The sequence below is a fragment of the Lacrimispora amygdalina genome, assembly GCF_003432035.1.
GTDB lineage: Bacteria > Bacillota > Clostridia > Lachnospirales > Lachnospiraceae > Lacrimispora > Lacrimispora amygdalina.
This window is the reverse complement of the sequence record NZ_QOHO01000031.1, coordinates 43,196-67,386: the sequence shown is the minus strand read 5'-3', so window position 1 is coordinate 67,386 and position 24,191 is coordinate 43,196. Positions and strand designations below refer to the sequence as shown.

The window sequence follows — 24,191 nt, the reverse complement described above, 5'->3', positions numbered from 1 at the left end:
CACTTACACCTCCTTAAATCGGATTTTAATATATGGTTCTCCATATTCTTCCTCAATATCCTGTAATCCGAATACCAGAGAATTCATAAGGAGCTGCGACCCGGAACTTATGTCAGAGGTAAACCGAAACTGAAAAGATCCTGTCTTTTCTTCCTGATTCACTTCAAAAGAATCCTCTGTGAATTGCTCCACACTGTTGGCCATATTAAAAGTCAGAGCTGAAACAGCTGAACAGACCAGTTCCTGTCCATCCTGATGATCATCAGCTAAACCTGCATGTCCTAACATATCAATTCCTGTATAACGTTGTTCTGAATCAACAAATACGGTTACTCTTATCATGATTAAGCATTGATCTTTTCGATCTTAACCTGAGTATAAGACTGTCTGTGACCATTCTTCTTATGGTATCCAGATTTTCTCTTATACTTGTAAACAATAACTTTCTTAGCTTTGCCTTCCTTTACAACTGTACCTGTTACGGTAGCACCTGCTACGGTCGGGCAGCCTACTGCTAATTCACCATTGTTTACAACAAGTACCTGGTCAAATGTGACAGCTTCACCAGCGTCAACACCAAGCTTTTCAACTTTAATGATATCGCCTTCCGCTACTTTGTACTGCTTACCACCTGTTGCAATAATCGCGTACATATGGCACCTCCTATTATCATTACTCGCCAACTGTGGTGTTCTGTAAAACAGAAACTTTCTAACCTCATTGTGCGGCATACTGTATAAATATAGCATTCCTTAACTGTTATGTCAATATTTTTTTATGGAAAATAATCAGAAAAAACAGCGTTTTTATGACTTATCCTTGTATTTTTCCATATCTCTTAGTATAATGGTCAATGTTTGATCATAAAAGGGGGTAATACCAATGAAATCAGATCCAAGAAGTTCAATTTTTATCCGTTGCTGCTACGGATATGCAGTCAGCGGTATGGCTGTTTTAGTGATAGGAGCCATACTTCCATCCATTATAAAGGAGGCAGGAATCAGCTTTCTTGCAGCCGGAGGGCTTTTATCAGTTATGGCCATCGGGAATCTTTCTTCCAGCTTCATTTTCCCTGTTATGGTTCCGCTTATGGGAAAAAAGAGATCCATTATCCTGGTCACTCTTTTTGTTCCATCGTCTCTGCTGGTATTAAGCCTTTTACCTCCTCTCCCCGTTATGTACGCAGTTATACTGCTGTATGGCTTTACAAGGGGATGCATTACAATTTTAAATAATGCGGCAGTCAATGATATTTATGGTGATACCGCAACCGGAAAGCTGAATATTCTTCATTGCTCATTTGCAATCGGGGCATTTCTTGCTCCCCTGCTTACAGCGATGATGATGAAACTGGGATTTGGCTGGAGAGTGACGCTCTATATGATCGTTGTTCTTACTATTATATCCGCAATCTCATACGGAACCATGAATTATGATTTAATCAATGAAGCTCAGAAAGCAATTGAAAAGCGGAAAAACAGCTTAAACAGTACTGCATCCGGAAATAAGGGATTTCTTCGTTCCTTTGCATTTTACTGCATTGCCTTTATTTTGTTTTTTTACCTTGGAGTTGAAAACTGTATTAACGGCTGGTTTGTCACTTATCTTCAGAATACAGGTGTTATGAGCGCTGAATTCGCTACAACCCTCGTTTCTCTTACCTGGCTGGTTATAATGGGCGGCCGTTTAATCTGTGCTGCCATGTCAAAGAAAATACATAGAAGCACGATTTTACTGATCAATTCGATCGGAAGTGCTGTCTGCTTTTTTATTTTAATAAAAGTAAACAGCTTACCTCTGGTAACAGCTTCTCTTCTGGGACTCGGCTTTTTCCTGTCGGGAATTTATCCTACCTGTATTGCGAACGCAGGACCTTTGATCCAGGGATCTACCTTTGGAATGTCTCTTCTCACTGCGATATCTGCCATGGGTGGAATTATCACCCCTCAGATCGTAGGCGGTGTGGCTGACCGTGTGGGGATTGTTGCAGCAATCAGTATTCTGGTATTTAACGTGGCATTTGTTATTATTCTTTCAGCTGTCAATTTCAAAGTGTGGCATCAGAAAAAAGCAGTCTGATTATCCGCTCCGGCAGGAAGTATAAAAATCCCCCGGAATGTTATCTCTCGTTTATAAAATAGAGTAAACATTCCGGGGGATTTTTTATATACTTAACTTTTTTTCCATGTGGATGGTGCAAATAAAAGAAGCATGGGAAATATCTCCAGTCGTCCGGCCAGCATATCAAACATCATAATATACTTGGACAATGGGGAAAACAGGGAGAAGTTTTTGGCTGGTCCTGCACCTGCCAGACCAGGACCGATATTATTAAAGGTCGCTGCAATGGCTGTGAAATTTGTTGTGAAATCAAAATTATCAAGACTGACAATTAAAACAGAACAGATAAAAATGACTATGTAGGCACCCAGGAACGTGTTAATCGACCTCATCACCTGATGCTCAATGGGCTTTCCCTCCAGCTTCAGCACCTTTACGCTTCTGGGATGAATGAGAGAATCAAGCTCTTTTTTAACAGCTTTTAATAATATGACAACTCTTGAAACTTTGATACCTCCGCCTGTACTGCCGGCGCAGGCTCCGATAAACATAAGCACAACCAGAATTCCCTTGGAAAATTCAGGCCATAAATCAAAATCCACAGTGGAATAGCCTGTAGTTGTAATAATCGACGCCACCTGAAATGCAGCATGATGAAATGCAGCAAAAACACTTCCGAACCCCCGATAAATATTGACTGTAATCAGCAATATGGAGATACCGATGATTCCTAAATAGGCTCTGGCTTCTTCGCTATAAAAGGCCTCTTTGGGATGGCGGGTTAAAAAGAGATAATACACATTAAAGTTTACTCCAAAGAGAATCATAAATACTGTAACAATTCCCTGTAAATAATAACTGTCATAGAATGCCATACTGTTATTTTTAATACCAAATCCACCGGTACCGGCTGTTCCGAAGCTGATGGTCAGGGAATCAAATAACGACATGCCGCCAATCATAAGAAGAACCACTTCCAATGCTGTCATAAACAGGTAAATACCATATAGAATCTTTGCAGTCGTCCGGACTCTTGGAACCAGCTTGCCGACGGACGGCCCCGGGCTTTCCGCTTTCATGATATACATATTGTAGCCGCCTGCGAGAGGCAGAATGGACAGAATAAATACAAGAACCCCCATCCCTCCGATCCAGTGAGTGAAACTTCGCCAAAAAAGCATACATTTGGAGAGCACTTCTACATCAGGTAGGATGCTCGCACCAGTTGTGGTAAATCCGGATATAACCTCAAACATGGCATCCTCAAACAAAGGAATTTCTCTGCTGAGATAAAAGGGAAGGGCTCCGAAAAAGCTGAGAACGATCCAGCTTAATGCGACTGAAACAAATCCCTCCTTTGCAAAAAAGACCATATTGGAGGGCTTTTTACGGGTACATAAGAAACCGATTCCTCCGCATACCAGCGATACGGCGAGAAACCAGATGCCGCTTGCTTCGCTGTAAATCAAAGCAACAACACAGGGGGGAAGCATAAATAAAGCTTCCATGTTTAAGATCCAGCCTAAAACATAAATGATAATTTTTTTATTCATAGCTATGTCGCCTTTTCTACCTTAGTATATCTTTCAAATCATTGAGACCGGTTACCGTAGTTACAACAATAACCCGGTCCCCCTCTTCCAAGATGTCCTTTCCGCGAGGACTGATAAAGCGTCCTTTGCGCATGATATAGGCTATAAGCAGATTCTCTTTCAGTTCCAGCTTTTCTAATGGAATCCCCACAATACAGGGTTCATTAACCACCTTAAACTCCAGAGCTTCAGCACGGTCCGCTACGATTTTATAAAGTGTCTCCACATTGCTTCCCATAGAATTCTGCATGGCACGGACATACTGAAGTATCGTTTCGGCTGTAATCAGTTTTGGATAAATAATACTTCCCAGATTCATGGAGTCTATGACATTTTCAAATGCAATTCTGTTTATTTTTGTAATCAGTTTGGCCTTTGACTGGCTGGCTGCATAAAGAGACAGCATAATATTTTCCTCATCGAAACCGGTGAGGGAGGCAAATGCATCAGTTTGTCCGATTCCTTCCTGTAAAAGCAGTTCCTGATCAGAGGCATCGCCGTGAATCACCATGGCTTTTGGAAGCAATTCACTGAGTTCGTTGCAGCGCTGTGCATTCTGTTCCAGAATTTTAACTTTAATTTTGGTGTTTTCCAGCATCTTGGCTACGTAGTATGTGATTTTTCCGCCGCCTACCAGCATGGCAGTTTTAATAATCGTATTGTCAATGCCAACCTGCCTGAAAAATTCATTGGATTCAACGGGAGACGCAATGAAGGATATCTTATCTCCTGCTTTTATAACGGAATCTCCGCTGGGTATAACGACCTCGCTGTTGTGCTCGATGGCGCAGATAAGGACATTGCAGTTAAGCCTTTTTAAAACATCCCTGACCTTCATGTCATTAAGAACGGAATGCTCCGGAACAATAAATTTTAATATTTCTTTTTTCCCTTTTGCAAATGTATCAATCTTAATGGCAGATGGAAAACGCAGCAGTCTGGAAATCTCCATGGCAGCCGCCATTTCAGGATTAATGGCCAGAGAAAGGCCTAATTCTTCACGGATATAGCTGATCTGAGAATCATACTCCGGGTTTCGGATTCTGGCAATGGTGTGGCAGTTACCCGCTTTTTTTGCAATCAGACAGCAAAGCATATTCAGCTCATCAGAGTTTGTGGTTGCTATCAAAAGATCGGTATCTTCGATCCCTGCTTCCATCTGAACCTTATTTACCGCACCGTTTCCTACCACTCCCATGACATCAATTCTTTCTGAAATAGAATTCACTACACCTGCATTCTTATCGATAACGATGATATCATGGTTTTCTTTGTTTAACTGTTCTGCCAGGGTTGTTCCAACTTTTCCGCAACCCACTATAATGATTTTCATAATGAAATCTTCTCCTTCATCTGTAACGCCTGCTCGTAAAGGGGCTTTCTGATTTTTTTTCTTGTTATTTCAACGAGATTCAATTTCGTTATTTCAACGACTGCGGTTTTAACCGGATCTCTTGAAACAATTTCTTCCAGACGCTTTAGAAGAAGTTTTTTATCCTCCTCTTTATCCATGTCAATAAAATCAATAATAATAATGCCGGATAAATTTCTAAGCCTGATCTGATGCCCGATTTCTTCTGCAGCTTCCAGATTAATTTTCATGATCGTTTCCCGAAGCGCCTTTTTGCCCGAATATTTGCCGGTATTTACATCAATTACCACCAGGGCTTCGGTAGGTTCAATGACCAGATAGCCTCCGGATTTCATCCATACTTTTTTTCCAAGGGCTTCATTCATGGTCTTTTCAATCCGGTACAGTTTTTTTAACGGAAGCAGAGGATCTTCGTAATAAGCCAGCAGATGCAGGTCTTCCTTCTGATGTTCATTTAAATATTCTTTTACTGCGCCGTAAATATCCTGTTCATCGGTAATTACTGATTCCAGAGAAGACTGAAAGCTGTCGCGCAGACCGTTTAAATAGGAAGGCGTGGAACTGTATAATAAACTATAACAGGTTCTGTGACCGGCATGAGTAAGGATGCCGGTCAGCCGTTCCTTTAACTGATCCAATTCCTCTTTTAAGGATTCCACAGGCGCGTTATAAGCGTTTGTTCTGACAATGATTCCCCAGTTTCCTTTTATACCCTCCAGATACTCTTTCATTTGCTGTTTCCACCCGGAGTCCTGGATTTTACCGGAAAAACCAATCTGCTTCTTTCCGGAAGTGAGAACGAAATATCTGCCAGTTATATTTAAGTTCCCTGTCAGAACAGGTGCTTTTGTCTTTACTGCATCCCGTTCCACCTGAACGAGAACTTCATCCCCCTGGCGCAGCTTTCCGTCAAACGGCCGCCCATCGGCGAAATGGACGGTTGAATCCGTAAGACTTAAATACCCCATTTGTCCATTTCCAATATCAACAAATGCAGCATTGATGTTTTTTACAATATTATTTACTTTGCCAATATAGATGTTTCCTAAGAAAGAATGGTTTTCTTCCGGTTCAATGTCAATCTGCAGGGTTTCCTTGCCGGACTGCAGGAGTGTAAGAACACACCCATTCCATCTGGTTATGATCAATTTATTCAACGGATTCTCCTATGAGTCCCAGAGGGACAAGAACAGGATTCGCTTCATCACCTGTATTCCCGTAGACTTCTTCTCTCTGGATACAAAATGCAAATTCAGGACTGGCTTCCCCTCTCCACTGGTCATAGGCTTCCATGACCAGTTCGGGTTTTAAATTATCTGCGCTTCCTGCTGATATTTTCATAAAAATTTTATTGTCACATACGGAAAGCTGGTAGATGTAATTCTTTAAATCTACTTCCCTCTCTCCCTTTTTTGACTTTTTGGTGATCAGGATATGTTCCTGATCTTTAAATGCAAGAAGGCCGTCAAAAAATCCCTTTCTGTCTTCAGGTTCCTTCCCTTCCCGGAAGGTTACTGTGTAGTCTGCGGCAGCAACCAGAGACATGGCATTCTTTGCATTATCATTCAGACGATGGCATTCGGTAATTTTTATCCCTTCCGCCATGACGTCATTTAACTGATTCATCAGGGTATTGCAGTCTGCCATGGAGTTGACTTCGATATCCATGTATTCCCCGTTGCTGGTAAGGCCAACTCCAAGAGGAGCTGCAAAGGACATAACCTGATGAGGGCTGAAACCTTCGCTGTATTTAATATCTACGTCCGCTCTTCTCATGGCCTTCTGAAAATAGCGCATCACATCAAGATGACCGATAAACTTAACAGGTCCCTGTTTGGTAAATTTAATTCTGACCTTCATAGCAGACACCTCCTTTAAAACTCTTGGCACCACAGCCAATACACTGCATGCGGCAGTTGGGGGTGACTTTCTCTCCAATGGCATTCTGCCATTCTCTCTTTAAAAATTCTTTTGATACCCCTGCATTGATAAAATCCCAGGGGAATATCTCATCTAAGCATCTTTCCCTGACTGTATAGAAATCAGGATCCAGTCCGCAGGTTTCAAAGGCTTTCATCCACACATCATTTTTAAAATGCTCAGACCATGAATCATAGAGAGCCCCGTTTTTGTAAACTTCTTCAATCAGAGCCGATATTTTTCTGTCGCCTCTTGCAAGAACACCTTCCAGTACTGTTAAATCTGCCTCATGATAATTGTATTTTAGGCTTTTCTGATTGAGCATTGTGCGGAACTTATCTTTCACTAGATAAGCTCTCTGTAAAAATTCATCCTTTGTGCACATTCTTGCCCACTGAAACGGAGTGAATGGCTTTGGTACAAAAAAGGAAGAACTGGCAATGACCTGGACCTTTCCGTTTCTCTGGTCTTTGGGAATCTCATAGTAAACTTCCGCCACTTTCTCCGATAGCTCTGCAATTCCTTCCATATCTTCTACTGTTTCCGTAGGAAGACCCAGCATGAAATATAGTTTAACCCGGTTCCAGCCGCCCTTAAAGGCTTCACTTGCGCCTTTTAAGATGATTTCTTCCGTCAGTCCTTTGTTGATTACATCCCGAAGTCTCTGGGATCCTGCCTCAGGTGCAAATGTCAGACTGCTCTTACGGATGTCCTGGACTTTGCTCATAACATCTAAGGAAAACGCATCAATTCGAAGAGACGGAAGGGAGACGTTGACTCCTTTTCCTTTAAATTCGTCTATAAGAAAATTAACGATGCCTTCCAGTTCACTGTAATCACTGGAGCTTAAGGAACTTAATGAGATTTCCTCATGTCCGGTATTTTTTAACAGCTTATAGGCATAATCTTTTAAATACGCAAGGCTGTGTTCCCGCATCGGCCGATAGACATTGCCAGCCTGGCAGAAACGGCATCCACGTATGCAGCCTCTCTGGATTTCCAGAACGACACGGTCCTGGGTTGCTTTTATAAAGGGAACTACTGGTTTTTCAATGTAGGCAGCGTCATCCATATTGACAACCAGCTGTTTCGTAACAGTTGCTTTTGCATGGGGATTGTTGGGAGCCATGCTTTTGATGGTGCCATCCTCATTGTAGAACACATCATAAAAAGAAGGAACATAGATTCCTTCAATCTCAGCAGCCATCTCCAGAAATTCTCTGCGGCTGCCGCCATTTTTCTTATTCTCCTTATAGCGGTCCATCAGTTCAAAATAAACGGTTTCTCCCTCGCCAATATAAAACATATCGAAAAATTCTGCAAGAGGCTCAGGATTATAAGCACAGGGACCTCCTCCGATGATGATCGGGTCGCTCTCCTGTCTCTCACAGGCATGAAGGGGAATCTGGCCCAGATCAAGGATCTGCAGAATATTCGTATAGCACATTTCATATTGAAGTGTAATTCCGATAAAATCAAATTCCTTTATGGGATCCTGTGATTCCAATGCAAAAAGAGGGATCTTTTTCTCTCTCATAATTTTGTCTAAATCGGTCCATGGGGAAAAAATACGTTCACAGTAGATGTCTTCTCTTCTGTTAAACATATCATATAAAATCTGCATTCCAAGATGGGACATTCCAATTTCGTAAACATCCGGAAAACACATACCAAAACGGATATCTACCAGATCAGGATCCTTTCTTGCCATGTTTACCTCATTCCCAATATAACGGGCAGGCTTTTCAATACTTAAAAGTATTTCATCTGATAAAGCTAATTTTTTCATATTTATTCCTTTTTATATTGTGCCAGATGCACATTATTATAGAGTCTGTGTTATTGGAAAAGTTACTGTAAAACATAATTATACCAACAATCATCACAAAGTTTAATTATAAAATACTTTACAGGATTAAGCAACACTATTTACTAAAACTGCAGAATTTGGAATAAAAACTTGATACACTGTAAAGAAGACATTGATTCGCTAAAATGAATCAATGCCTTCTTTCATAAAAAAATACATAATTTGAAACACTACTCCAGATTGAGTTTCTTTTTAAATATATAATCAGTGATCCCGAAAAGGATTAATTGAGTAATAACAGCAAACAGAATCGTAAACGGGAAAAAGAAATTCGCAAAAAATCCCAGGGAATTTGCTGTATCGCTGATCCTGTCACCATAAAAACCAAGGGGAACCATTATAATGACACCAACGATTTGGGAGACAATCTGGATAATGAAATATCCAATAATGGAACCTAAAATTTTATTTTTACTGATCACCTGACCGATGGCTATGGAAGCATAATAAATTAAAGGTGCCGTAAATACGCCCAGTAATAACAAAAAAACAATCTCTATTATAAACAGGACCAGCAGGGAGCTGTTTACCGTAGTCTGAATCTGGTACCAGACATAGGATATTTTTTGGGTTACAGTGGAAAAACGTTCCTGTGTAAAAAACATACCGCATATAGATAAGAAGATTACCAGCCAGCTGCTGATGGTCCATATACTGGCGACTGTCAGCTTTGAAAATATATGACTCTCTGTAGAAACCGGCAGGGTATGCATTAAATAACCTTCCTCCGTTACCATACTCCTGTAAAAACGATATATAATCAGTAAGATACTTGCACTGGCAACTACGATCAATGAGGCCACATATATAAAAACAATTACCGTAGGGATAAATTGTAAAATTGGAGGGTAGTTTCCTATCCAGAGGGTAAATCTGGTGATTGGTGTCAGCACAATTGCGATTAAAAACAGTGGTAAAAAATAGCGTGCAGTCGCCTTTAGTTCATGTCTAATTAATTTTCCTAACATTTGAATACCTCCCTGAAATAAGAATCAACCGATTTTCCTTCTTTTACACGGATATCATCCACAGAGGATTGAAGCAGGATGCGGCCATTCTGTATGAAAATCACTTCGTCCAGTACATTTTCAATATCTGCAATCAGGTGTGTGGAAATCAGGACAGTAGAATTTTCATTGTAATTGCTGATAATGGTATCCAGAATATAATCCCTGGAAGCAGGATCTACACCTCCGATTGGCTCATCCAGTACATAAAGGTCAGCATTACGGCTCATAACAAGAATAAGCTGTACTTTTTCCTTTGTGCCTTTTGACATAGTCTTTAAATGGTCATTTGGATTAATATGAAGCTTCTCCAACATATCATAGGCCCGTTTTTTATCAAAATTATCGTAAAAATCTTCAAAAAAGTCCAACAGATTTTTCACTTTCATCCAATTATTTAAATAGGTCTTATCGGGAAGATAGGATACTGTTCTTTTGGTTTCTGTACCAGGCGCTGTTCCATTGATCAAAAGCTGGCCTTTTGTTGGAACCAGCAGTCCGTTGATGAGCTTGATTAATGTGGTTTTTCCGCTTCCGTTGGGGCCAAGAAGACCTATAATTTTACCTCTTTCCAATGTTAAATTGATGTCAGACAAAGCAGTTACACTGCCGTAACGTTTGCTTAATGCATTACATTCAAGTAATGGATTCATACTGATTACCTCCCATATATGAATTACGGTTTACCGGACAGATTCGAGGATAAACGTTTTCACCTCTTCGTCACTGAAACCAAGTTTTTTTAATTGTTTTAAAAAGTTTTCCAGTTGCTCTTTCGCTAAATCCAGCTTCATTTTTTGTATCATCGACTGATCCTCCGTAATAAATCGGCCGCTGGTACGATTCGTAACCAGCAAACCGCTGTGTTCCAGTTCAGAGAGTGCCTTCTGCATCGTATTGGGGTTAACGGAAGCTTCTGCGGCTAAATCCCTGACACTTGGCAGCTTGGAACCGGATACATACTCTCCGGATATGATCCGGAAATGAATTTGTTCAATTAATTGAATATAGATAGGGCGGTCATTCTTTAGCTCCCATGACATTTTCTATTCCTCCTCCACATCATATTGTATTACTGTACTAATTGCTTAATACAATAATACAGCTATATTATATTTTTGTCAACCATTTTTTCATAAAAAACAGGGCTGCTGCTCCGGTAAATTAATTATTCACTGGAGCAGCAGCCCTATACATACGGAATTTATAAAATTAAGCCTGTTCGATATAATCGTCAACCATTTCAAAAAGAGCCTGCTCTTTCTCACTCTTTTCCTTACTGGAATCTTCACTGGATATTGACGAATTGATATAAGGACCAAAAATCTTTTTTAAACTGCCTGTTTTCTGTGACTCGTACATAGACCCACCTCCTTTCATCAGTACATAATTTAAAACATTCTCTGGTATGAGACTCCTGACCGCCTCATAATTGCCGGCCTTGATGCAGTCTCTCACGATTGAGGCGCTGATGACGGTCCCTGCTGCCTGTTTTCTCTCAATTTCTATCACATCAATTCCAAAATCAGGAAGCAGCGTTTTCATAGATTGATTATAAAAAGCGGTGACTTTACAGGTGGGTTCTGTTCCCACAAACCGTTTTCTGATAAAAAGCCGGGGAGCGATGAGACGCCCGAATAATTCCAGATCCAGTTCACAGTTTGCCTTCCGGGCCACACTCTTCTCTTTCATAAAATAAGTAGGAAAGGTGGCTGCAGATACAATATAATCCGATGTCTTATGGAGAATTACCCTGGGTAAATCCAGGACACCTGCTTTTACCATCTGATACCTTAAGTCAGGGGGATAAAAGCTCCTTTTGTCAGAGAGAACAAATAAATGCAGATAATCACACTGCTTTAAGCTCTCTTCAATCAGATACCGGTGCCCCAGTGTAAAGGGATTGCAATTAGCCACAATGCAGCCGATGTCAGCTTTGGAATTTAATGCATAAACCGGTGTTTCTTCTGTCAGGCTTTTCTGCCATGAAGTAAAGCCCCGTACCTTGTTCTCCATAAACAGTACTGTGGAAGTTTTAATAATGGTATAAAAGCCCAGATCTGAAAACATGACTTCATTAATCGGCTTTGTATACAAAAGGATGTGAGTGCGTCCATGTTCATACTGGTACTGAATAAGCTCAGACACCAGTGTTCCTGCAAGCCCCTGCCCCTGATAGTCCGGATGAATTGCAATGCATTTGAGTACATTCTGGTCCACGGAGCCGGTAGCAATAATCTCAGAATCATCATTGAAAAGGCACACACTGTGTTCAATACCCTCGTCATAGTTAAGACCCATGAATTCCAGAAAATTTTTCAGTTGTACTAATTCTTTTCCGTTGAATAACTTTCCTTCCTGCATTGGAATTCCTCCTTATCTTTCAATGTTTCAATCAGACTGTTTATGAAAATAGTGGCTGCCAGCAGATCAGCACATCCACCGCTGCTGTAATTTTTTTCTGTAAAATACGAATCCAGTGACTGGAGCTTTTTTTCCGCTCCGGGGGCATAGGCACCTCCGTTTTTCAAAAAAGTACGGGCGGTTGTCTGAACCTCTTTTAATCCTTCCAGGCCGGTCCGGGCCAGGATATTACCATCCTCTACGCTGCTCATAAGTGTCATAAGTACCTGGATCTTAACCAGATTCCAGTCCTGGCCGGAGTTAATTCCCTCCCGCAAGACAGGAAGCCCGTAATTTCTTATAGATGGATATCCTTTAGCAGCTTCTCCTCTGATTCCTTTGGAGCCGTATTGAAAAAGATTGCGCTCTCCGCTGCTTTTCGGAGCACTGCTTTTCAGCTGTTCCAGCTCGGACAGAAGAATTGTTCTGACCATTCTCTGCTCTGTTTCCAATAACGCATCGGATGTAACACAGCACAGCTTCCGGCAGCAGACTCCGGCGGCGGCACTGAAAATCCCTAAAGTAAAAATGGCTCCTTTATGGGTATTAACCCCGTCCGTTGCCTGATACATCGCCTGTTCCGCTTCCAATCCGACCAGGCGGATAACAGGAAAGAGATTTTCCGGTTCTTCGTACATGGAAATCCCCTGGAGAGCCATTTTGACAAAATAGGGTGTTATGGCTTTGGTGCTTTCCCTGAATGTATGAAGATTCATATCTTTGTGGGCACCAGTGGAATAAGGGTCCACAAGCCCTGGCTTTGGAGCCGTAAAGACCTCTTCCAGTAAAGCCTTTGCTGCCAGCTGTCCGATTAAAATTTCAGATTTATTCACTGAATTCAAATGGTTTCACCTGCCGGACAACATCCATAATCGTACCATCCCGGCTTTCAATGATTCCTACCACCCTGTCACCAAACGGAACCTTCTGGGGTTCTCCTGCTATGGAATAAGCAATATCCCGTAATTGTTCGATTGTTTTAAACGGAAGATCCACACCCTTCATACATGCAATAAGATCTTTTCTCTGCGGATTAATGGCAATCCCGTAATCAGTTACAACTACATCAATGCTCTCACCGGGAGTTGTTACAGTCGTCACTTCGCTGCACACAGCCGGCGTTCTGCCCTGAAGAAGAGGAACGATCACGATACTGCATTTCGCGCCTGCTGCCGTATCGGGATGTCCGCCCTGTGCACCGGTAATCATACCATTTGAGTCCACCACTACGTTACAGTTGAAATTAACATCTACCTCAAGGGCAGCTAAAATAACAAAGTCCAGTTTATTTACAACAGCGCCTTTATTAAACGGGTTTGCATATTCTCCGGCAGAGATCCGGAAATGTTTTAAATCCTTTACGGATTCAACCGCCGCAAGATCAAAATCCTGTGTATCCAGCAGACAGTCCACCTGGCCATTAACCAGCAGATCGCACATGGGTTTTGTAAGTCCGCCGACACCGAAGCGCATCCGGACATTTTTCTCCTTCATAATTTTTGCAAGAGATATGGTAGATGCGATAGAAGCACCTCCAACTCCCGTCTGATAGGAGAACCCATCTTTAAAGTAAGGTGCATGGGTAACAAATTGGGTACAATATTCCGCCATCATGAGTTTTCTCATATCGGTTGTCGGCTTTGCTGCTCCAGTTGCTATTTTCTTAGAATCACCGATTTCATCCACAACAACAACGTAATCCACCTTTGTCATGCTGATGTGCGCAGGAAAATTGGGAAATGGCACCAGACAGTCTGTAATCGCAACCACCTTATCTGCATAATCCGCATCCACAACTGCATAAGAAAGAACACCGCAGTCATTTTTTCCGCCGATTCCGCGGCAGTTGCCGTAATCATCACAGGTGGGGGTTCCGATAAATGCAATATCAATTTTGGTTTCTCCGGATTCAATGGCTCTTACACGTCCTCCATGGGAACGCATGACGGCAAGGCCTTTTAATTTTCCTGCTGATATTGCTTCTCCGATCTTCCCGCGTACGCCTGAGGACTGAATCTCTGTAATTACTCCTTCCTCAATATAAGGAACGATAGGATCGTGTGCTTTTCCCAGTGAACTGGCACAAATCGTGATGTCCTTTATTCCCATTTTATAGACTTCTTCCATGACCATGTTAATAATATAATCACCCTCGCGGAAATGATGATGGAAGCTCAGTGTCATTCCATCCCTGATCCCGCACTTAACCAGGACCTGGCGAATATTGTCTACAAGCTTGCTTTCGGTGTTATTGATCACACATTTGGTTTCAGGACCGTTTTTTTTGTATGTATAGCCGTCCCTGTAATGATTTCCCTGAAACACTTCTTTTCCGGTTATTTTTAAAATTTCTTCCGGTATATCTCTTCCAACCGCGTTTATCATCTTTATAAATCCCCCTTATAAACTCCGGATGCTTTTGCAAGTGAAATTGTGCGCATTGCGCCATCGTAGAATGCGATGTCAATCATCTTTCCGTCAACAGTAAATACACCGATTCCTTTTTTCTTTTTATCGTCGATTTCCTTTACAACCTTTTCCGCAAAAATAATATCTTTCTCAGATGGGGTGAAAATATCATGTACAATCTGGATCTGTCTTGGATTTATGATGGATTTTCCATCAAATCCCATGAGATGAATGGTTTCTACATCCTTACGAAAGCCTTCCATGTCATCAAGGTTGGTGTAAACCGTATCAAAACACTGTACTTTTGCAGCTCTTGCGGCAATAAGCATATTCTGTCTGGCACCCATCAGTTCCACGCCTGTGCCGGTAATATGTGTCTGAAGATCTTTTGTATAATCTCCTCCTGAAAGTGCAACCCCTAATAATCGTTCAGAGGATTCGCATATATCCAGCGCTTTCATAATGCCTCTTGCAGACTCCAGAGCCGCCATAATCAGAACGGATCCGATGGGACGGTCAAATCTGGTTTCTGCCAGCTCAATCACTTCTTCCACCAGTCTGACATCTTCCGGGCGTTCTGTCTTTGGTATCCGGATTGCATCACAGCCGCCTGCGACTGCGGCCATAATGTCTTCCTTCCAGAAACCTGTATCCAGACCATTGATGCGGACGACGCGTTCCACTCCATGGTAATCAATTTCCCGCAGCGCATGGAATAAAGAAAAACGGGCAGCATCCTTTTGATTTTCTGCTACGGCATCTTCCAGGTCAAGAATCATGGAATCCGGTTTATAGATATAGGGATCCTTAATCAGTCCGGGCTTCTGGCAGTTTAAGAACATCATGCTTCTTCTCAGTCTCTTTTTTTCAGGATGTATCATCGGATTGCACCTCCCCATGGAAGATCTTCGTATACATCGGCAGCTCTGAAAACAGCCCCTTCCACTCTCGCTTTTATTGTACAGTCAAGTGCACCCTTATCAACGACTGTAATCTTCACATCATGAATATCTAAATTGTTAAGCGTCTCGTAAACCACCTTTTTAATCTGGTTTCCATACTGGTTGATGACAGAACTTTGTAAATGGAATTCAATGACTCCGTCTCCAGGCTCGACCGTTACCTGGGCATCACTGGATTCCAGTGTTCCAGCCATAGCCGGTTTTAAAATCTGCATGACAGTTCCTCCTGATTTATCTTTTGTTTCTGTTTTTATTAAAATTGATCAGACATCCGGCTTTCACGATTTCACGCTCGTCCTTTGTCATATCTGCGATGGTAAGTGTCATTGGGGATACATTTTCTCTGTTAATTTTGTATGCCTGAATATTAGTTAAATCACCATCCAGAATGTTTCTGATTCCTGGTACAAAAATATAATCTCCCACTTCAAAATCCGGTTCTTCCTTCATCTGGAACGGAATCATTCCCCAGTTCATTACATTGGAACGGTATCTTTTCGTTGCATACTCTTTCGTAATATTCGCTAATCCACCAATCACTCTCTGACAGCTGGCTGCCTGCTCTCTGGCCGAGCCGTCACCTGGTTTTACTGCATAAATCATGCTTCCGATTTCTGTCTCTTCCGGATTAACGGTTAAATCCTTAAAGGAAGAACGGATTACCTTAAATACGTGCTCCAGCTCTGGTTCAGCAGAAAATACATTTTCTCCATTTATTCTTGCTTTTTCCAGACGGGCCACTTCTTTGGTTCTTTCCACATACATGGGATCTCTTCTGGATAATGTAAATTCTGCAAGGCCAAGGGGATTGGAGCGGTAAGAGGAGGTTTCCCCGGATGGAATCAGTTCGTCTGTTGTTGTCACCTCATCCATGATCTTTGAGCAGACCTTTAAGAGGATGTTGTCAGTAAGTGCGCTCATTTCCGGCCAATCCTTGATATTTGGGCCATATGCCAGTTCTTGTGTGCTTTCCCCTTTTTCATAACCGTAATAGACCCGCTTGTCGTAAACCGCTTTATCAAAGTGATAATCCGGAATCTGATTCCAGCAGTCAAATTTTGCTGCAGAGGTCAGAATTCCCCCGTTTGCCGCCGTAGCAGCAATGGAACGGGCATCCATTAATGCAACTGCAGACATCTGTCCGTTGCCGGGCTTGGAGCCTTCTCTGTTGGGGAAGTTTCTGGTGGTGTGCCGTATGCTGAGACCATTATTGCATGGAGTATCTCCCGCTCCGAAACAGGGACCGCAGAATGCTGTACGGATGACCGCCCCTGCTTCCATCAGTGTTTCTATCATACCTTTTCTTACAAGATCAATAAATACGGGCTGGGAGGAGGGATAAACAGCAAGAGAAAATTCTCCGTTTCCGCAGGTTTTTCCTTTTAATACATTTGCCGCTTCCACAACATTTGTGTAATTACCGCCCGCACAGCCGGCAATCACACCCTGCTGAACCATAAGCGTTCCATTCACAATTTTATCCGTTAACGAGAAGGAAGCGCGCCCGTCACTGATTCTTAATGCTTCCTTTTCTACTTCTCTCAGGATATCAGAGAGATTGTCATTCAGTTCGTCTATTTCATAGGTATTACTTGGATGGAACGGAAGGGCAATCATTGGTTTCACTGTGCTTAAATCCACATATACACAGCCGTCATAATATGCCGTATCTGCCGGACTTAGTTCTTCATACGCATCTTCTCTTCCGTGGAGGGCAAGGAACTGTCTGGTATCTTCATCTGTTTTCCATATTGAGGTTAAGCAGGTGGTTTCTGTTGTCATAACATCAATGCCGTTTCTGAAATCCGTACTCATGGATGCAATGCCAGGTCCCACAAACTCCATAACTTTATTTTTAACATATCCCTTTTTAAATACAGCACCGATGATTGCAAGGGCAATATCCTGGGGACCCACACCAGGCTGGGGCTTACCGGTAAGATAGATCGCTACGACTCCCGGATAAGCTACATCGTAAGTATCACATAAAAGCTGTTTTACCAGTTCTCCGCCGCCTTCTCCGATTGCCATGGTTCCAAGAGCTCCATAGCGGGTGTGGGAATCGGATCCTAATATCATGCTTTTGCAGCCGGCATGCATCTCTCTCATGTACTGGTGAATGACTGCAATATGAGGCGGTACATAGATTCCGCCGTATTTTTTTGCGGCAGAAAGTCCGAACATGTGATCATCCTCATTGATCGTACCGCCAACTGCGCACAAAGAATTGTGGCAGTTCGTCAGTACGTAGGGAATCGGGAATTTTTCCATTCCGGATGCCTTTGCGGTCTGTACAATACCTACAAATGTAATATCGTGAGATGCCATGGCATCAAATTTCAACTTTAGATGGGACATATCACCGGAGGTGTTATGTGCCTCTAATATAGAATAGGCAATGGTGCCTTTTTTTGCCTCCTCTTTATTTACTGTCTTAGCAGTGGAAGAAACTGTCTTTTCAAGATCTGCCTCCGGAACAATCTTAGTACCATTTATAAGATAGACTCCGCCTTCGTATAACTTTACCATGTGAAACCCTCCTGAGTTATGAAAGTATTTATGCTTTTACTATATAACCGTTCCGCTATATAGGCAAATACCATGTACCTTATAACTCTTATAGGTTTTATCTATTTAAAACTTTTCTTTTCCCGGATATTGCATTATACTGTTAGTACAAGCATTAACTGTAAGAAGGAGTAACCATGACCAGCCGAGAACTTTTATATGTAAAGACAGTAGCCGATGAAAAAAGCATTTCCCAGGCGGCCAAGAAACTATTTATTGCACAGCCATCACTCAGTCAGTCACTTCAGAGAATTGAAGACTCACTGGCTACCAAGCTTTTTAACAGAACTTCTGCAGGTTTGACTTTAACCTATGCCGGAGAACGGTATTATCAGGTGGCGTGTAAAATTTTAAAAATCTACGATGATTTTGAGACGGAAGTCAGTGATATTAATAATTTAAAAACAGGACGGATTCAGATGGGTATCACCAATCATTTAAGCACAATTATTCTTCCTGCTGTGCTTCCAGAATTCAAAAAAAACTGTCCGCAGATTGAACTTTCCATTTGTGAAGAGATTACAGCCAATTTGGAGTCCAGGCTTTTGGCAGGGGAGCTGGATTTTGCTATTCTTCATGCCCCGAAGGAACTGTCAAATCCCCAGCTCTATAATGAAATTCTGTCAAGGGATCCTTTTATAATCGCACTAGAAGGCTCTCATCCCCTTGTAAAAAAAGCCATAAAAAAAGAAGGCTATCCTTATCCGGTACTGGATTTAAAATTGCTGAAGAATGAGCCTTTTATTATGGTGCATAAGCAGCAGCGAATCCGCCAGGTGACGGATACAATCTTAAATAAGGCCGGGATAACCCAGCCTAATATTCTCCTCACACTGAAAAATTACGAAACTGCTTTTGGACTGGCAGGCCAGGGACTTGGAGTAACTCTTCTTCCGGATGACTATGCAAGAATCACACAGCTTAAAAATCCCCCCACTCTGCTGTCCATTGATGAAAAATACAGCCCGAACTGGGATCTGTGTATTACATCGTTAAACGGCGGATTTTTATCCCGGGCTGACCAGTACTTAATTTCACTGGTAAGAAAAAGCTTCTGCAATGAAGTTGTATATTTATGAATCAGAACATATCATGTTCCGGGTATTTCCAGACATGATATGTTCCATCTATCTATTTTTTTCCATGAAAGCATTAAGCTGCCTCTGCTTCTCGGCGATTACCCGGTCAATTCCCGCCGTCTCCAGTTCCTGATTAAAAGATTCAATTCCGGTTTTAGGCCATAGTTCACCACACAGAAGAGCATTCTCATATTTGTCAATAATATATTGGCAGGCATCAACCTCCACCCTTACTTCAGATACGTCAAACAAAAAACCCAGAGCTGGGGAATCCTTAACTGGTTCGTCCCAGAACACCACATGATCCAATAACCCATCCTCTTCCTGCCATTGTTCAATTTTAACTCCCACCGGCCAGCTCCACACCTTGGAAGTCCATTGCTCAGCGGGTGAGTAATCCGGGTTATCTGCTGGTTTTACATATCCTGCACCGGCAAATTCATAATCGATGCCTTCCTGTCCATATGCCAGTAAACGGGATATTTCCACATCTGTATACATCAGATTCAGCACCTTCATCGCCAGTTCCGGATTTTTACTGTCACGGCTGATACACCAGATCATATTACAGCTGTCTGAGTCAGCGATCCGGGGAGCCAGCTGAACAGCAGCCATCGGATATTCTACATAGCGGGCTATGTTAAAAATGGATATCTCTGAAAGATTTAGAAAACTGCCAAAAGAATCTCCCTGAGCCAGATAACTCTGTCTGTCTTCCTTTCCCAAATAGGCTTTCTCCATAAACAGCCCCTGCTGGTTCCATTCCCGCATCTGTAGACACAGGTTATAAAAATATTCAGACTTATAAAAGTTTTCAACCACACTGTTGTCTTTGCCTTTATCCACTAAAACTCCAATGTTATTCCCCAGCCGGTCCTGGATCATACGTGGGATAATCCTGCCGCCATGGGGGACTATTATATTCATATCCGGATAATGTTCCTTTACTGCCAGCAGCATTTCATGAAGCTGGTCCATGGTTTTAATGGAACGCCAGTCAATCCCCAGTGTCTCAGCAATATCACGGCGAAATACAAACCCCATACATTTACTGTCAGAAGTACAGGATGGAATCCCATAGATTTCGTCATTTAAATATGCGATCAGCCACTCTTTGTCACGGATATAGGAGCTAAGGTTGTCTTTATAAGGTTTCAGCAGATTATTAATTCCGATTACAGCCCCCATACTGATCCACCGTTCATAAGAATCTAATTCAAAAGCTGCAAATGCATCCGGCATTTGTCTTGAATGATACAGCACCGTCAGTTCATCCTCATAGTCATTCATCTTATAGCCGATAATCTTAACGTTACAACCTGCTTTCTCTCTGGTTATCCGGCTGATTTCTTCTGATATCCGCTGATTTGCCTCAGCAGATGCCGTATGAACAGAACAGATTGTGATGGTTGGATATTCTCTGGCTTCCATCCCCTTTTGCCCACGGCAGGCCGCCAGGCCTGTAAGACTTAATAAAACAACTGCTGCCATTACTGCTGCCTTTTTCCCCATTACTCCTCCTCGGCTTCGCCCCGCCGTTTTTCCTGCGGCGTTATCCCCATAATTTTCTTATAGCTATAAGAAAAATGAGAAAAATTGGTGTATCCAACTTTAGCCGCAATCAGACTGATTGGCAGCCGTGTTGATTCAATTAACATCTGTGCTTCTTTCATTTTAGTCTTAATAATAAATTCTTTTAAAGTCATTCCCGTTTCCCTTTTAAAGATCCGGGTCAGATAATCAGGATTTAAATGAATATGGTGGGCAATATCATCCCGCATAATCTGCTCCTCCATATGGTCAGTAATATAATTTACCACCTTTTCTATCAGATCCTCTGGTACCGTCTCCTCCAGATTTTGGTCAAAGCGTCTGACTACATATCCAATCAGAGCTTTCATATGCTCCACGCTTCTCATTCCGTCCAGATAAAGCTGAAATTCCTCCTCTGTAGAAAACAGTTTCTTAAAAAACCCCTCTCCATTCTGGGATGCATAATAAACAGCCTGTAAAAAATCCTGATAAAATTCCCGAAGTGTATTACGGTTCATAACTCCGCTTTCAACCAGACGATCCAGACACTTACCGGCATCCTCTGCAACAGCCTGGGCATGTCCTTCTTTTAATAACCCTGACCATCTGCGTACCTCAGGAACCCGGCTGGAAATTCCTTTATCAGTTTTTCGAGGACCAGTATAAACACCATTGGATAAAGAAACATTGTCATCACGGTAGTTAATCAGATTATGCCAGGTTTTTTCCAGGTCCTGAAACGGCGATGGTGTCACCATATAAATAGCAGTTTCACATTTGAAAAACTGCTGGTAAAAGCTGTTGATAAATTGCAGCCTGCAATCCATCGTATCCTCATCCGGCAATATATCCCCCCATATCACCATCCCGAAGCACGGATAATCTGAAACAAAAGAGATCACCTGCAGGTGATTCTGCTCAAATGTCTCAGCTGCAATGTTTTCCATTGTATCTGACAGCAGTCTTGGCTGCCATACTTCTGTACTGTTCCAGCGGATAATCTGTATCAGTAATAAATATACGGTCTGCTCCATTGCGGGAACTTTTCCCTTTTCCTGAAGCTTAAAAAACTGACTACTGCTTACGACACCAGTCAGATAATTTCTTATACTGTTTCGAATCAGATTTTTTTCCTGCTTTTTATATTCATCTCCCATTTGTTCCAGTTCTTTTTTCTTAGCTGTTGCACATAATTCCTGAACTGCCCGCCGGACACTTTCTTCAATCACCGGATAGGAAGCCGGCTGTAAAATATAATCTGTACAGGCTAATTTCAATGCTTCCTGAGCATAAGAAAAGTCAGCATGAGCAGTCAGCACAATACAGGAGATATGCGGGTAATGTCTCTTCACCCAGCGGATCAGTTCAATTCCATTTTCTCCAGGCATTTCAATATCACAAAGTATGATTTTAATCTCTTCCTGCTGAATGATATCCTTAGCCTGATATGCACTAAGCGCAGTATAAACCTGGTCAACACCAATCGTTTGCCAGTTAATTCCCCATTGCAGCCCCTCTGCTACACGGTATTGATCATCCACAATCAATAATTTCATAATTCTTCCCCTTCCGTATATGGAAAAAACAGTTCAACCAGAGCCCCTTCCCGGTTGCGGAATGCAGCTGCAAAATCATCTCCGTAGCACAGCCGGAAACGCTTCAGCACATTATAAATACCAACATGTTTTTTCCCTTTCCCATCAACCATTATTTCTTCTTTATCGATGCTGTTTATAACGGATTGCTCAAATCCCGGACCATTGTCCCCAACCGTTATGTGTATCAGAACCCTTTCAGCTGTAACAATCCGGCTTACTTTAAGCACCAGCTTCAGCTTCTGGCCTGAAACAAAACCATAATGAATACTATTTTCTATAAAGGTTAACAGACTGACTGGCGGAATTGGTATATTGGTAAGCACAGCATCATAAGTAATGGAAAATTCAATACTCTGATGCTGGTTTAATGAAAATAAGTCAGTGTAATTCTTGCACACCTCCAATTCTTTCTGCAGTGGAACATAATCTTTTGTGATTGTAAAAATATAACGCAGGTAACTTGACAAATGTAAAATGGTCTGCTGGATCTCCTTGTTTTTTCCGGACTCTGCCATACCGTATATATTCTTTAAACAGTTAAGATAGAAATGAGGACGGATCTGGGATTGCAGCAGTTGATATTCGGTGTTCTGCTTTTCCAGCTCTTTTTCATATGAGGCAATTTTCAATTCTGAAATCTCATCAATCATCTGGTTAAACATATCATTAACCTGACAAAATTCCTCCACTGCATACGTATCCACATGAGCAGATAAATCGCCGTTTCGAATGGCTTCAATGGTATTTGTAAGGTGAGAAATGGGATTGACCACCAGTTCCCACAGCCAGATTGAAACAAAAGGAACTGCCACAACCGCCATTACGGCACAGAGAATAACAATAATATGAAACAGGTTCATTTCATTTAAAATCCCATCATAAGGTCTTGCGTAAATCAACGTAATATATCCTGCCTGATCAGAAACAACAAGATATTTTTTGGCAGTCCCTGTGATCAGATAACTGTCACCAGCTTTCAGGATTTCACCAGGTGCCAGCCCAAGTTCCAGATTCGGATAGACCATCGTTTCCCCTTCGCCAAATATCAAGGTTCCATTCATCCGGTAGTCCAATACAGCAATGGTATTCAGACGATCTAAATCGATTACAGCAATACAGTAAACAGTACGGTAATTCATTCCCCGCAGGAGATAATCTCTTCCGCCAATCGAATGGAAAAACCACTTGGATAAATCAAAATCTCCCTGATTAACCAGTCTTTTAATCTCCGCTTCCAGATTTTTCTGAGCCTTAATGCGCTGAGAAGACGTAATCTCATAATAAGAATTGTATTCGCCGGTATACCAGTTATTTACCGGACTGTAGACAGCCATTGTATACAGATTCTGGTTGGCAGTCAGATTCGACTTTAAAATCTCTTGTACATTATAAGACCGATTGTACATGTCATTGAGCATCAGTTCCACAGAAAAGCTTTGAAACTGGGCGTTTCCTGATACCATTCCGGACATAACCCGCTCCGTTGCCTTCATCGTACTCTCCATATGACTTTTAAATATTTCCAACTGGCTCCTTGAAGACTGACTGGAAGAAACCTCCACGCTGCGGGCAATATAACTGGAATAAATGACCAGTATCATCGCCAATGGAATCATAATACCTAAAAACAATCCCGGAATCAAATTTTTCAGTGATATCCGGCGTCCCCTCTTCCTTTTGTGCTTATCCAGCAGTTTTAGAATGCCAAAAACATTCATACACGTTCCCGTCCTCACTTTGCATCAGATGTAATTACATTACAAAAAGGGACAAACGATATATCAATCCAGTTTGCCCTCTTTCTATAAACAGTTTCT

21 protein-coding genes are annotated in these 24,191 nt (G+C 41.9%); 2 read left to right on the top strand and 19 right to left on the bottom strand.

The genetic code is table 11. The annotated features are described in order from the left end of the window. Nucleotides 1–3: 3 nt before the first annotated feature. The gene (locus DS742_RS11640) at nt 4–342 is read right to left on the bottom strand and encodes a ribosomal-processing cysteine protease Prp (RefSeq protein ID WP_104436268.1); all 339 of its coding nucleotides are present in this window, start codon (nt 340–342) and stop codon (nt 4–6) included. A 2-nt stretch (nt 343–344) separates the two neighbouring features. Beyond that, nucleotides 345–653 carry a 50S ribosomal protein L21 gene (rplU, locus tag DS742_RS11635; protein WP_025233053.1) on the bottom strand — a complete coding sequence of 103 codons (309 nt, stop codon included), beginning with the start codon at nt 651–653 and terminating at the stop codon, nt 345–347. Nucleotides 654–882: 229 nt separating this feature from the next. Here rplU and DS742_RS11630 point away from each other — a divergent pair, with 229 nt between their 5' ends. After that, nucleotides 883–2,079: an MFS transporter gene (locus tag DS742_RS11630; RefSeq protein ID WP_117417181.1), complete on the top strand. Its 1,197-nt coding sequence runs from the start codon at nt 883–885 to the stop codon at nt 2,077–2,079. A gap of 92 nt (nt 2,080–2,171) precedes the next feature. On the opposite strand, the gene DS742_RS11625 is transcribed toward DS742_RS11630, so the two are convergent. The 14 genes from DS742_RS11625 to DS742_RS11560 form a co-directional block, all read right to left on the bottom strand. Beyond that, complete coding sequence (locus tag DS742_RS11625; RefSeq protein ID WP_117417180.1) at nt 2,172–3,614, bottom strand: TrkH family potassium uptake protein; 1,443 nt, start codon at nt 3,612–3,614, stop codon at nt 2,172–2,174. Between the two features lie 16 nt (nt 3,615–3,630). After that, nucleotides 3,631–4,986, bottom strand: a complete 1,356-nt coding sequence (trkA, locus tag DS742_RS11620) for a Trk system potassium transporter TrkA (RefSeq protein WP_117417179.1) — start codon at nt 4,984–4,986, stop codon at nt 3,631–3,633. Continuing rightward, nucleotides 4,983–6,182, bottom strand: a complete 1,200-nt coding sequence (locus tag DS742_RS11615) for a ribonuclease E/G (protein ID WP_117417178.1) — start codon at nt 6,180–6,182, stop codon at nt 4,983–4,985. The genes trkA and DS742_RS11615 overlap by 4 nt, the downstream gene beginning before the upstream one ends. Continuing rightward, nucleotides 6,175–6,885: a TIGR03936 family radical SAM-associated protein gene (locus tag DS742_RS11610; RefSeq protein ID WP_117417177.1), complete on the bottom strand. Its 711-nt coding sequence runs from the start codon at nt 6,883–6,885 to the stop codon at nt 6,175–6,177. Before DS742_RS11610 ends, DS742_RS11615 begins: the two co-directional genes overlap by 8 nt. Then, nucleotides 6,869–8,734, bottom strand: a complete 1,866-nt coding sequence (locus DS742_RS11605; protein ID WP_117417176.1) for a TIGR03960 family B12-binding radical SAM protein — start codon at nt 8,732–8,734, stop codon at nt 6,869–6,871. Before DS742_RS11605 ends, DS742_RS11610 begins: the two co-directional genes overlap by 17 nt. Nucleotides 8,735–8,985: 251 nt before the next feature. After that, complete coding sequence (locus DS742_RS11600; RefSeq protein WP_117417175.1) at nt 8,986–9,783, bottom strand: hypothetical protein; 798 nt, start codon at nt 9,781–9,783, stop codon at nt 8,986–8,988. Continuing rightward, nucleotides 9,777–10,475 carry an ABC transporter ATP-binding protein gene (locus DS742_RS11595; RefSeq protein ID WP_117417174.1) on the bottom strand — a complete coding sequence of 233 codons (699 nt, stop codon included), beginning with the start codon at nt 10,473–10,475 and terminating at the stop codon, nt 9,777–9,779. Before DS742_RS11595 ends, DS742_RS11600 begins: the two co-directional genes overlap by 7 nt. Nucleotides 10,476–10,505: 30 nt before the next feature. Continuing rightward, nucleotides 10,506–10,865, bottom strand: coding sequence for a GntR family transcriptional regulator (locus DS742_RS11590; RefSeq protein ID WP_117417173.1), 360 nt, complete (start codon nt 10,863–10,865; stop codon nt 10,506–10,508). A 169-nt stretch (nt 10,866–11,034) separates the two neighbouring features. Further along, on the bottom strand, nt 11,035–12,186 hold the full coding sequence (gene citC, locus DS742_RS11585) for a [citrate (pro-3S)-lyase] ligase (RefSeq protein ID WP_117417172.1): 1,152 nt from the start codon (nt 12,184–12,186) through the stop codon (nt 11,035–11,037). Further along, complete coding sequence (gene citG / locus DS742_RS11580) at nt 12,150–13,058, bottom strand: triphosphoribosyl-dephospho-CoA synthase CitG (protein WP_242996457.1); 909 nt, start codon at nt 13,056–13,058, stop codon at nt 12,150–12,152. Before citG ends, citC begins: the two co-directional genes overlap by 37 nt. Beyond that, nucleotides 13,051–14,610 (bottom strand): citrate lyase subunit alpha, encoded by a 1,560-nt coding sequence (gene citF, locus DS742_RS11575; RefSeq protein WP_117417170.1) that lies wholly within the window; start codon nt 14,608–14,610, stop codon nt 13,051–13,053. The genes citG and citF overlap by 8 nt, the downstream gene beginning before the upstream one ends. Before the next feature lie 2 nt (nt 14,611–14,612). After that, nucleotides 14,613–15,515 (bottom strand): aldolase/citrate lyase family protein, encoded by a 903-nt coding sequence (locus DS742_RS11570; RefSeq protein WP_117417169.1) that lies wholly within the window; start codon nt 15,513–15,515, stop codon nt 14,613–14,615. Then, on the bottom strand, nt 15,512–15,811 hold the full coding sequence (gene citD / locus DS742_RS11565; protein WP_117417168.1) for a citrate lyase acyl carrier protein: 300 nt from the start codon (nt 15,809–15,811) through the stop codon (nt 15,512–15,514). Before citD ends, DS742_RS11570 begins: the two co-directional genes overlap by 4 nt. 16 nt (nt 15,812–15,827) lie before the next feature. Next, on the bottom strand, nt 15,828–18,125 hold the full coding sequence (locus DS742_RS11560) for a hydratase (RefSeq protein WP_117417167.1): 2,298 nt from the start codon (nt 18,123–18,125) through the stop codon (nt 15,828–15,830). Nucleotides 18,126–18,301: 176 nt separating this feature from the next. Here DS742_RS11560 and DS742_RS11555 point away from each other — a divergent pair, with 176 nt between their 5' ends. Then, nucleotides 18,302–19,243 carry a LysR family transcriptional regulator gene (locus DS742_RS11555; protein ID WP_117417166.1) on the top strand — a complete coding sequence of 314 codons (942 nt, stop codon included), beginning with the start codon at nt 18,302–18,304 and terminating at the stop codon, nt 19,241–19,243. 48 nt (nt 19,244–19,291) lie between these two features. On the opposite strand, the gene DS742_RS11550 is transcribed toward DS742_RS11555, so the two are convergent. Genes DS742_RS11550 through DS742_RS11540 form a run of 3 tightly spaced genes read right to left on the bottom strand, consistent with a single transcriptional unit; the run spans nt 19,292 to nt 24,092 of the window. Then, the gene (locus DS742_RS11550) at nt 19,292–20,755 is read right to left on the bottom strand and encodes an ABC transporter substrate-binding protein (RefSeq protein WP_117417165.1); all 1,464 of its coding nucleotides are present in this window, start codon (nt 20,753–20,755) and stop codon (nt 19,292–19,294) included. Continuing rightward, nucleotides 20,755–22,332, bottom strand: a complete 1,578-nt coding sequence (locus tag DS742_RS11545; RefSeq protein ID WP_117417164.1) for a response regulator transcription factor — start codon at nt 22,330–22,332, stop codon at nt 20,755–20,757. The genes DS742_RS11550 and DS742_RS11545 overlap by 1 nt, the downstream gene beginning before the upstream one ends. Further along, a complete protein-coding gene (locus tag DS742_RS11540) occupies nt 22,329–24,092 on the bottom strand; it encodes a sensor histidine kinase (protein WP_117417163.1) in 1,764 nt (587 codons plus the stop codon). Before DS742_RS11540 ends, DS742_RS11545 begins: the two co-directional genes overlap by 4 nt. Nucleotides 24,093–24,191: the final 99 nt, after the last annotated feature.

Bases quoted from the DNA above. Each gene is read 5' to 3' on its own strand.
- DS742_RS11540 (WP_117417163.1), bottom strand. From the start codon at position 24,092: ATGAATGTTTTTGGCATTCTAAAACTGCTGGATAAGCACAAAAGGAAG.
- citD (WP_117417168.1), bottom strand. From the start codon at position 15,811: ATGCAGATTTTAAAACCGGCTATGGCTGGAACACTGGAATCCAGTGAT.
- DS742_RS11560 (WP_117417167.1), bottom strand. From the start codon at position 18,125: ATGGTAAAGTTATACGAAGGCGGAGTCTATCTTATAAATGGTACTAAG.
- DS742_RS11600 (WP_117417175.1), bottom strand. From the start codon at position 9,783: ATGTTAGGAAAATTAATTAGACATGAACTAAAGGCGACTGCACGCTAT.
- DS742_RS11625 (WP_117417180.1), bottom strand. From the start codon at position 3,614: ATGAATAAAAAAATTATCATTTATGTTTTAGGCTGGATCTTAAACATG.
- DS742_RS11640 (WP_104436268.1), bottom strand. From the start codon at position 342: ATGATAAGAGTAACCGTATTTGTTGATTCAGAACAACGTTATACAGGA.
- DS742_RS11555 (WP_117417166.1), top strand. From the start codon at position 18,302: ATGACCAGCCGAGAACTTTTATATGTAAAGACAGTAGCCGATGAAAAA.
- rplU (WP_025233053.1), bottom strand. From the start codon at position 653: ATGTACGCGATTATTGCAACAGGTGGTAAGCAGTACAAAGTAGCGGAA.
- citC (WP_117417172.1), bottom strand. From the start codon at position 12,186: ATGCAGGAAGGAAAGTTATTCAACGGAAAAGAATTAGTACAACTGAAA.
- DS742_RS11545 (WP_117417164.1), bottom strand. From the start codon at position 22,332: ATGAAATTATTGATTGTGGATGATCAATACCGTGTAGCAGAGGGGCTG.
- trkA (WP_117417179.1), bottom strand. From the start codon at position 4,986: ATGAAAATCATTATAGTGGGTTGCGGAAAAGTTGGAACAACCCTGGCA.
- DS742_RS11630 (WP_117417181.1), top strand. From the start codon at position 883: ATGAAATCAGATCCAAGAAGTTCAATTTTTATCCGTTGCTGCTACGGA.
- DS742_RS11550 (WP_117417165.1), bottom strand. From the start codon at position 20,755: ATGGGGAAAAAGGCAGCAGTAATGGCAGCAGTTGTTTTATTAAGTCTT.
- DS742_RS11590 (WP_117417173.1), bottom strand. From the start codon at position 10,865: ATGTCATGGGAGCTAAAGAATGACCGCCCTATCTATATTCAATTAATT.
- DS742_RS11595 (WP_117417174.1), bottom strand. From the start codon at position 10,475: ATGAATCCATTACTTGAATGTAATGCATTAAGCAAACGTTACGGCAGT.
- DS742_RS11605 (WP_117417176.1), bottom strand. From the start codon at position 8,734: ATGAAAAAATTAGCTTTATCAGATGAAATACTTTTAAGTATTGAAAAG.
- DS742_RS11570 (WP_117417169.1), bottom strand. From the start codon at position 15,515: ATGATACATCCTGAAAAAAAGAGACTGAGAAGAAGCATGATGTTCTTA.
- citF (WP_117417170.1), bottom strand. From the start codon at position 14,610: ATGATAAACGCGGTTGGAAGAGATATACCGGAAGAAATTTTAAAAATA.
- DS742_RS11610 (WP_117417177.1), bottom strand. From the start codon at position 6,885: ATGAAGGTCAGAATTAAATTTACCAAACAGGGACCTGTTAAGTTTATC.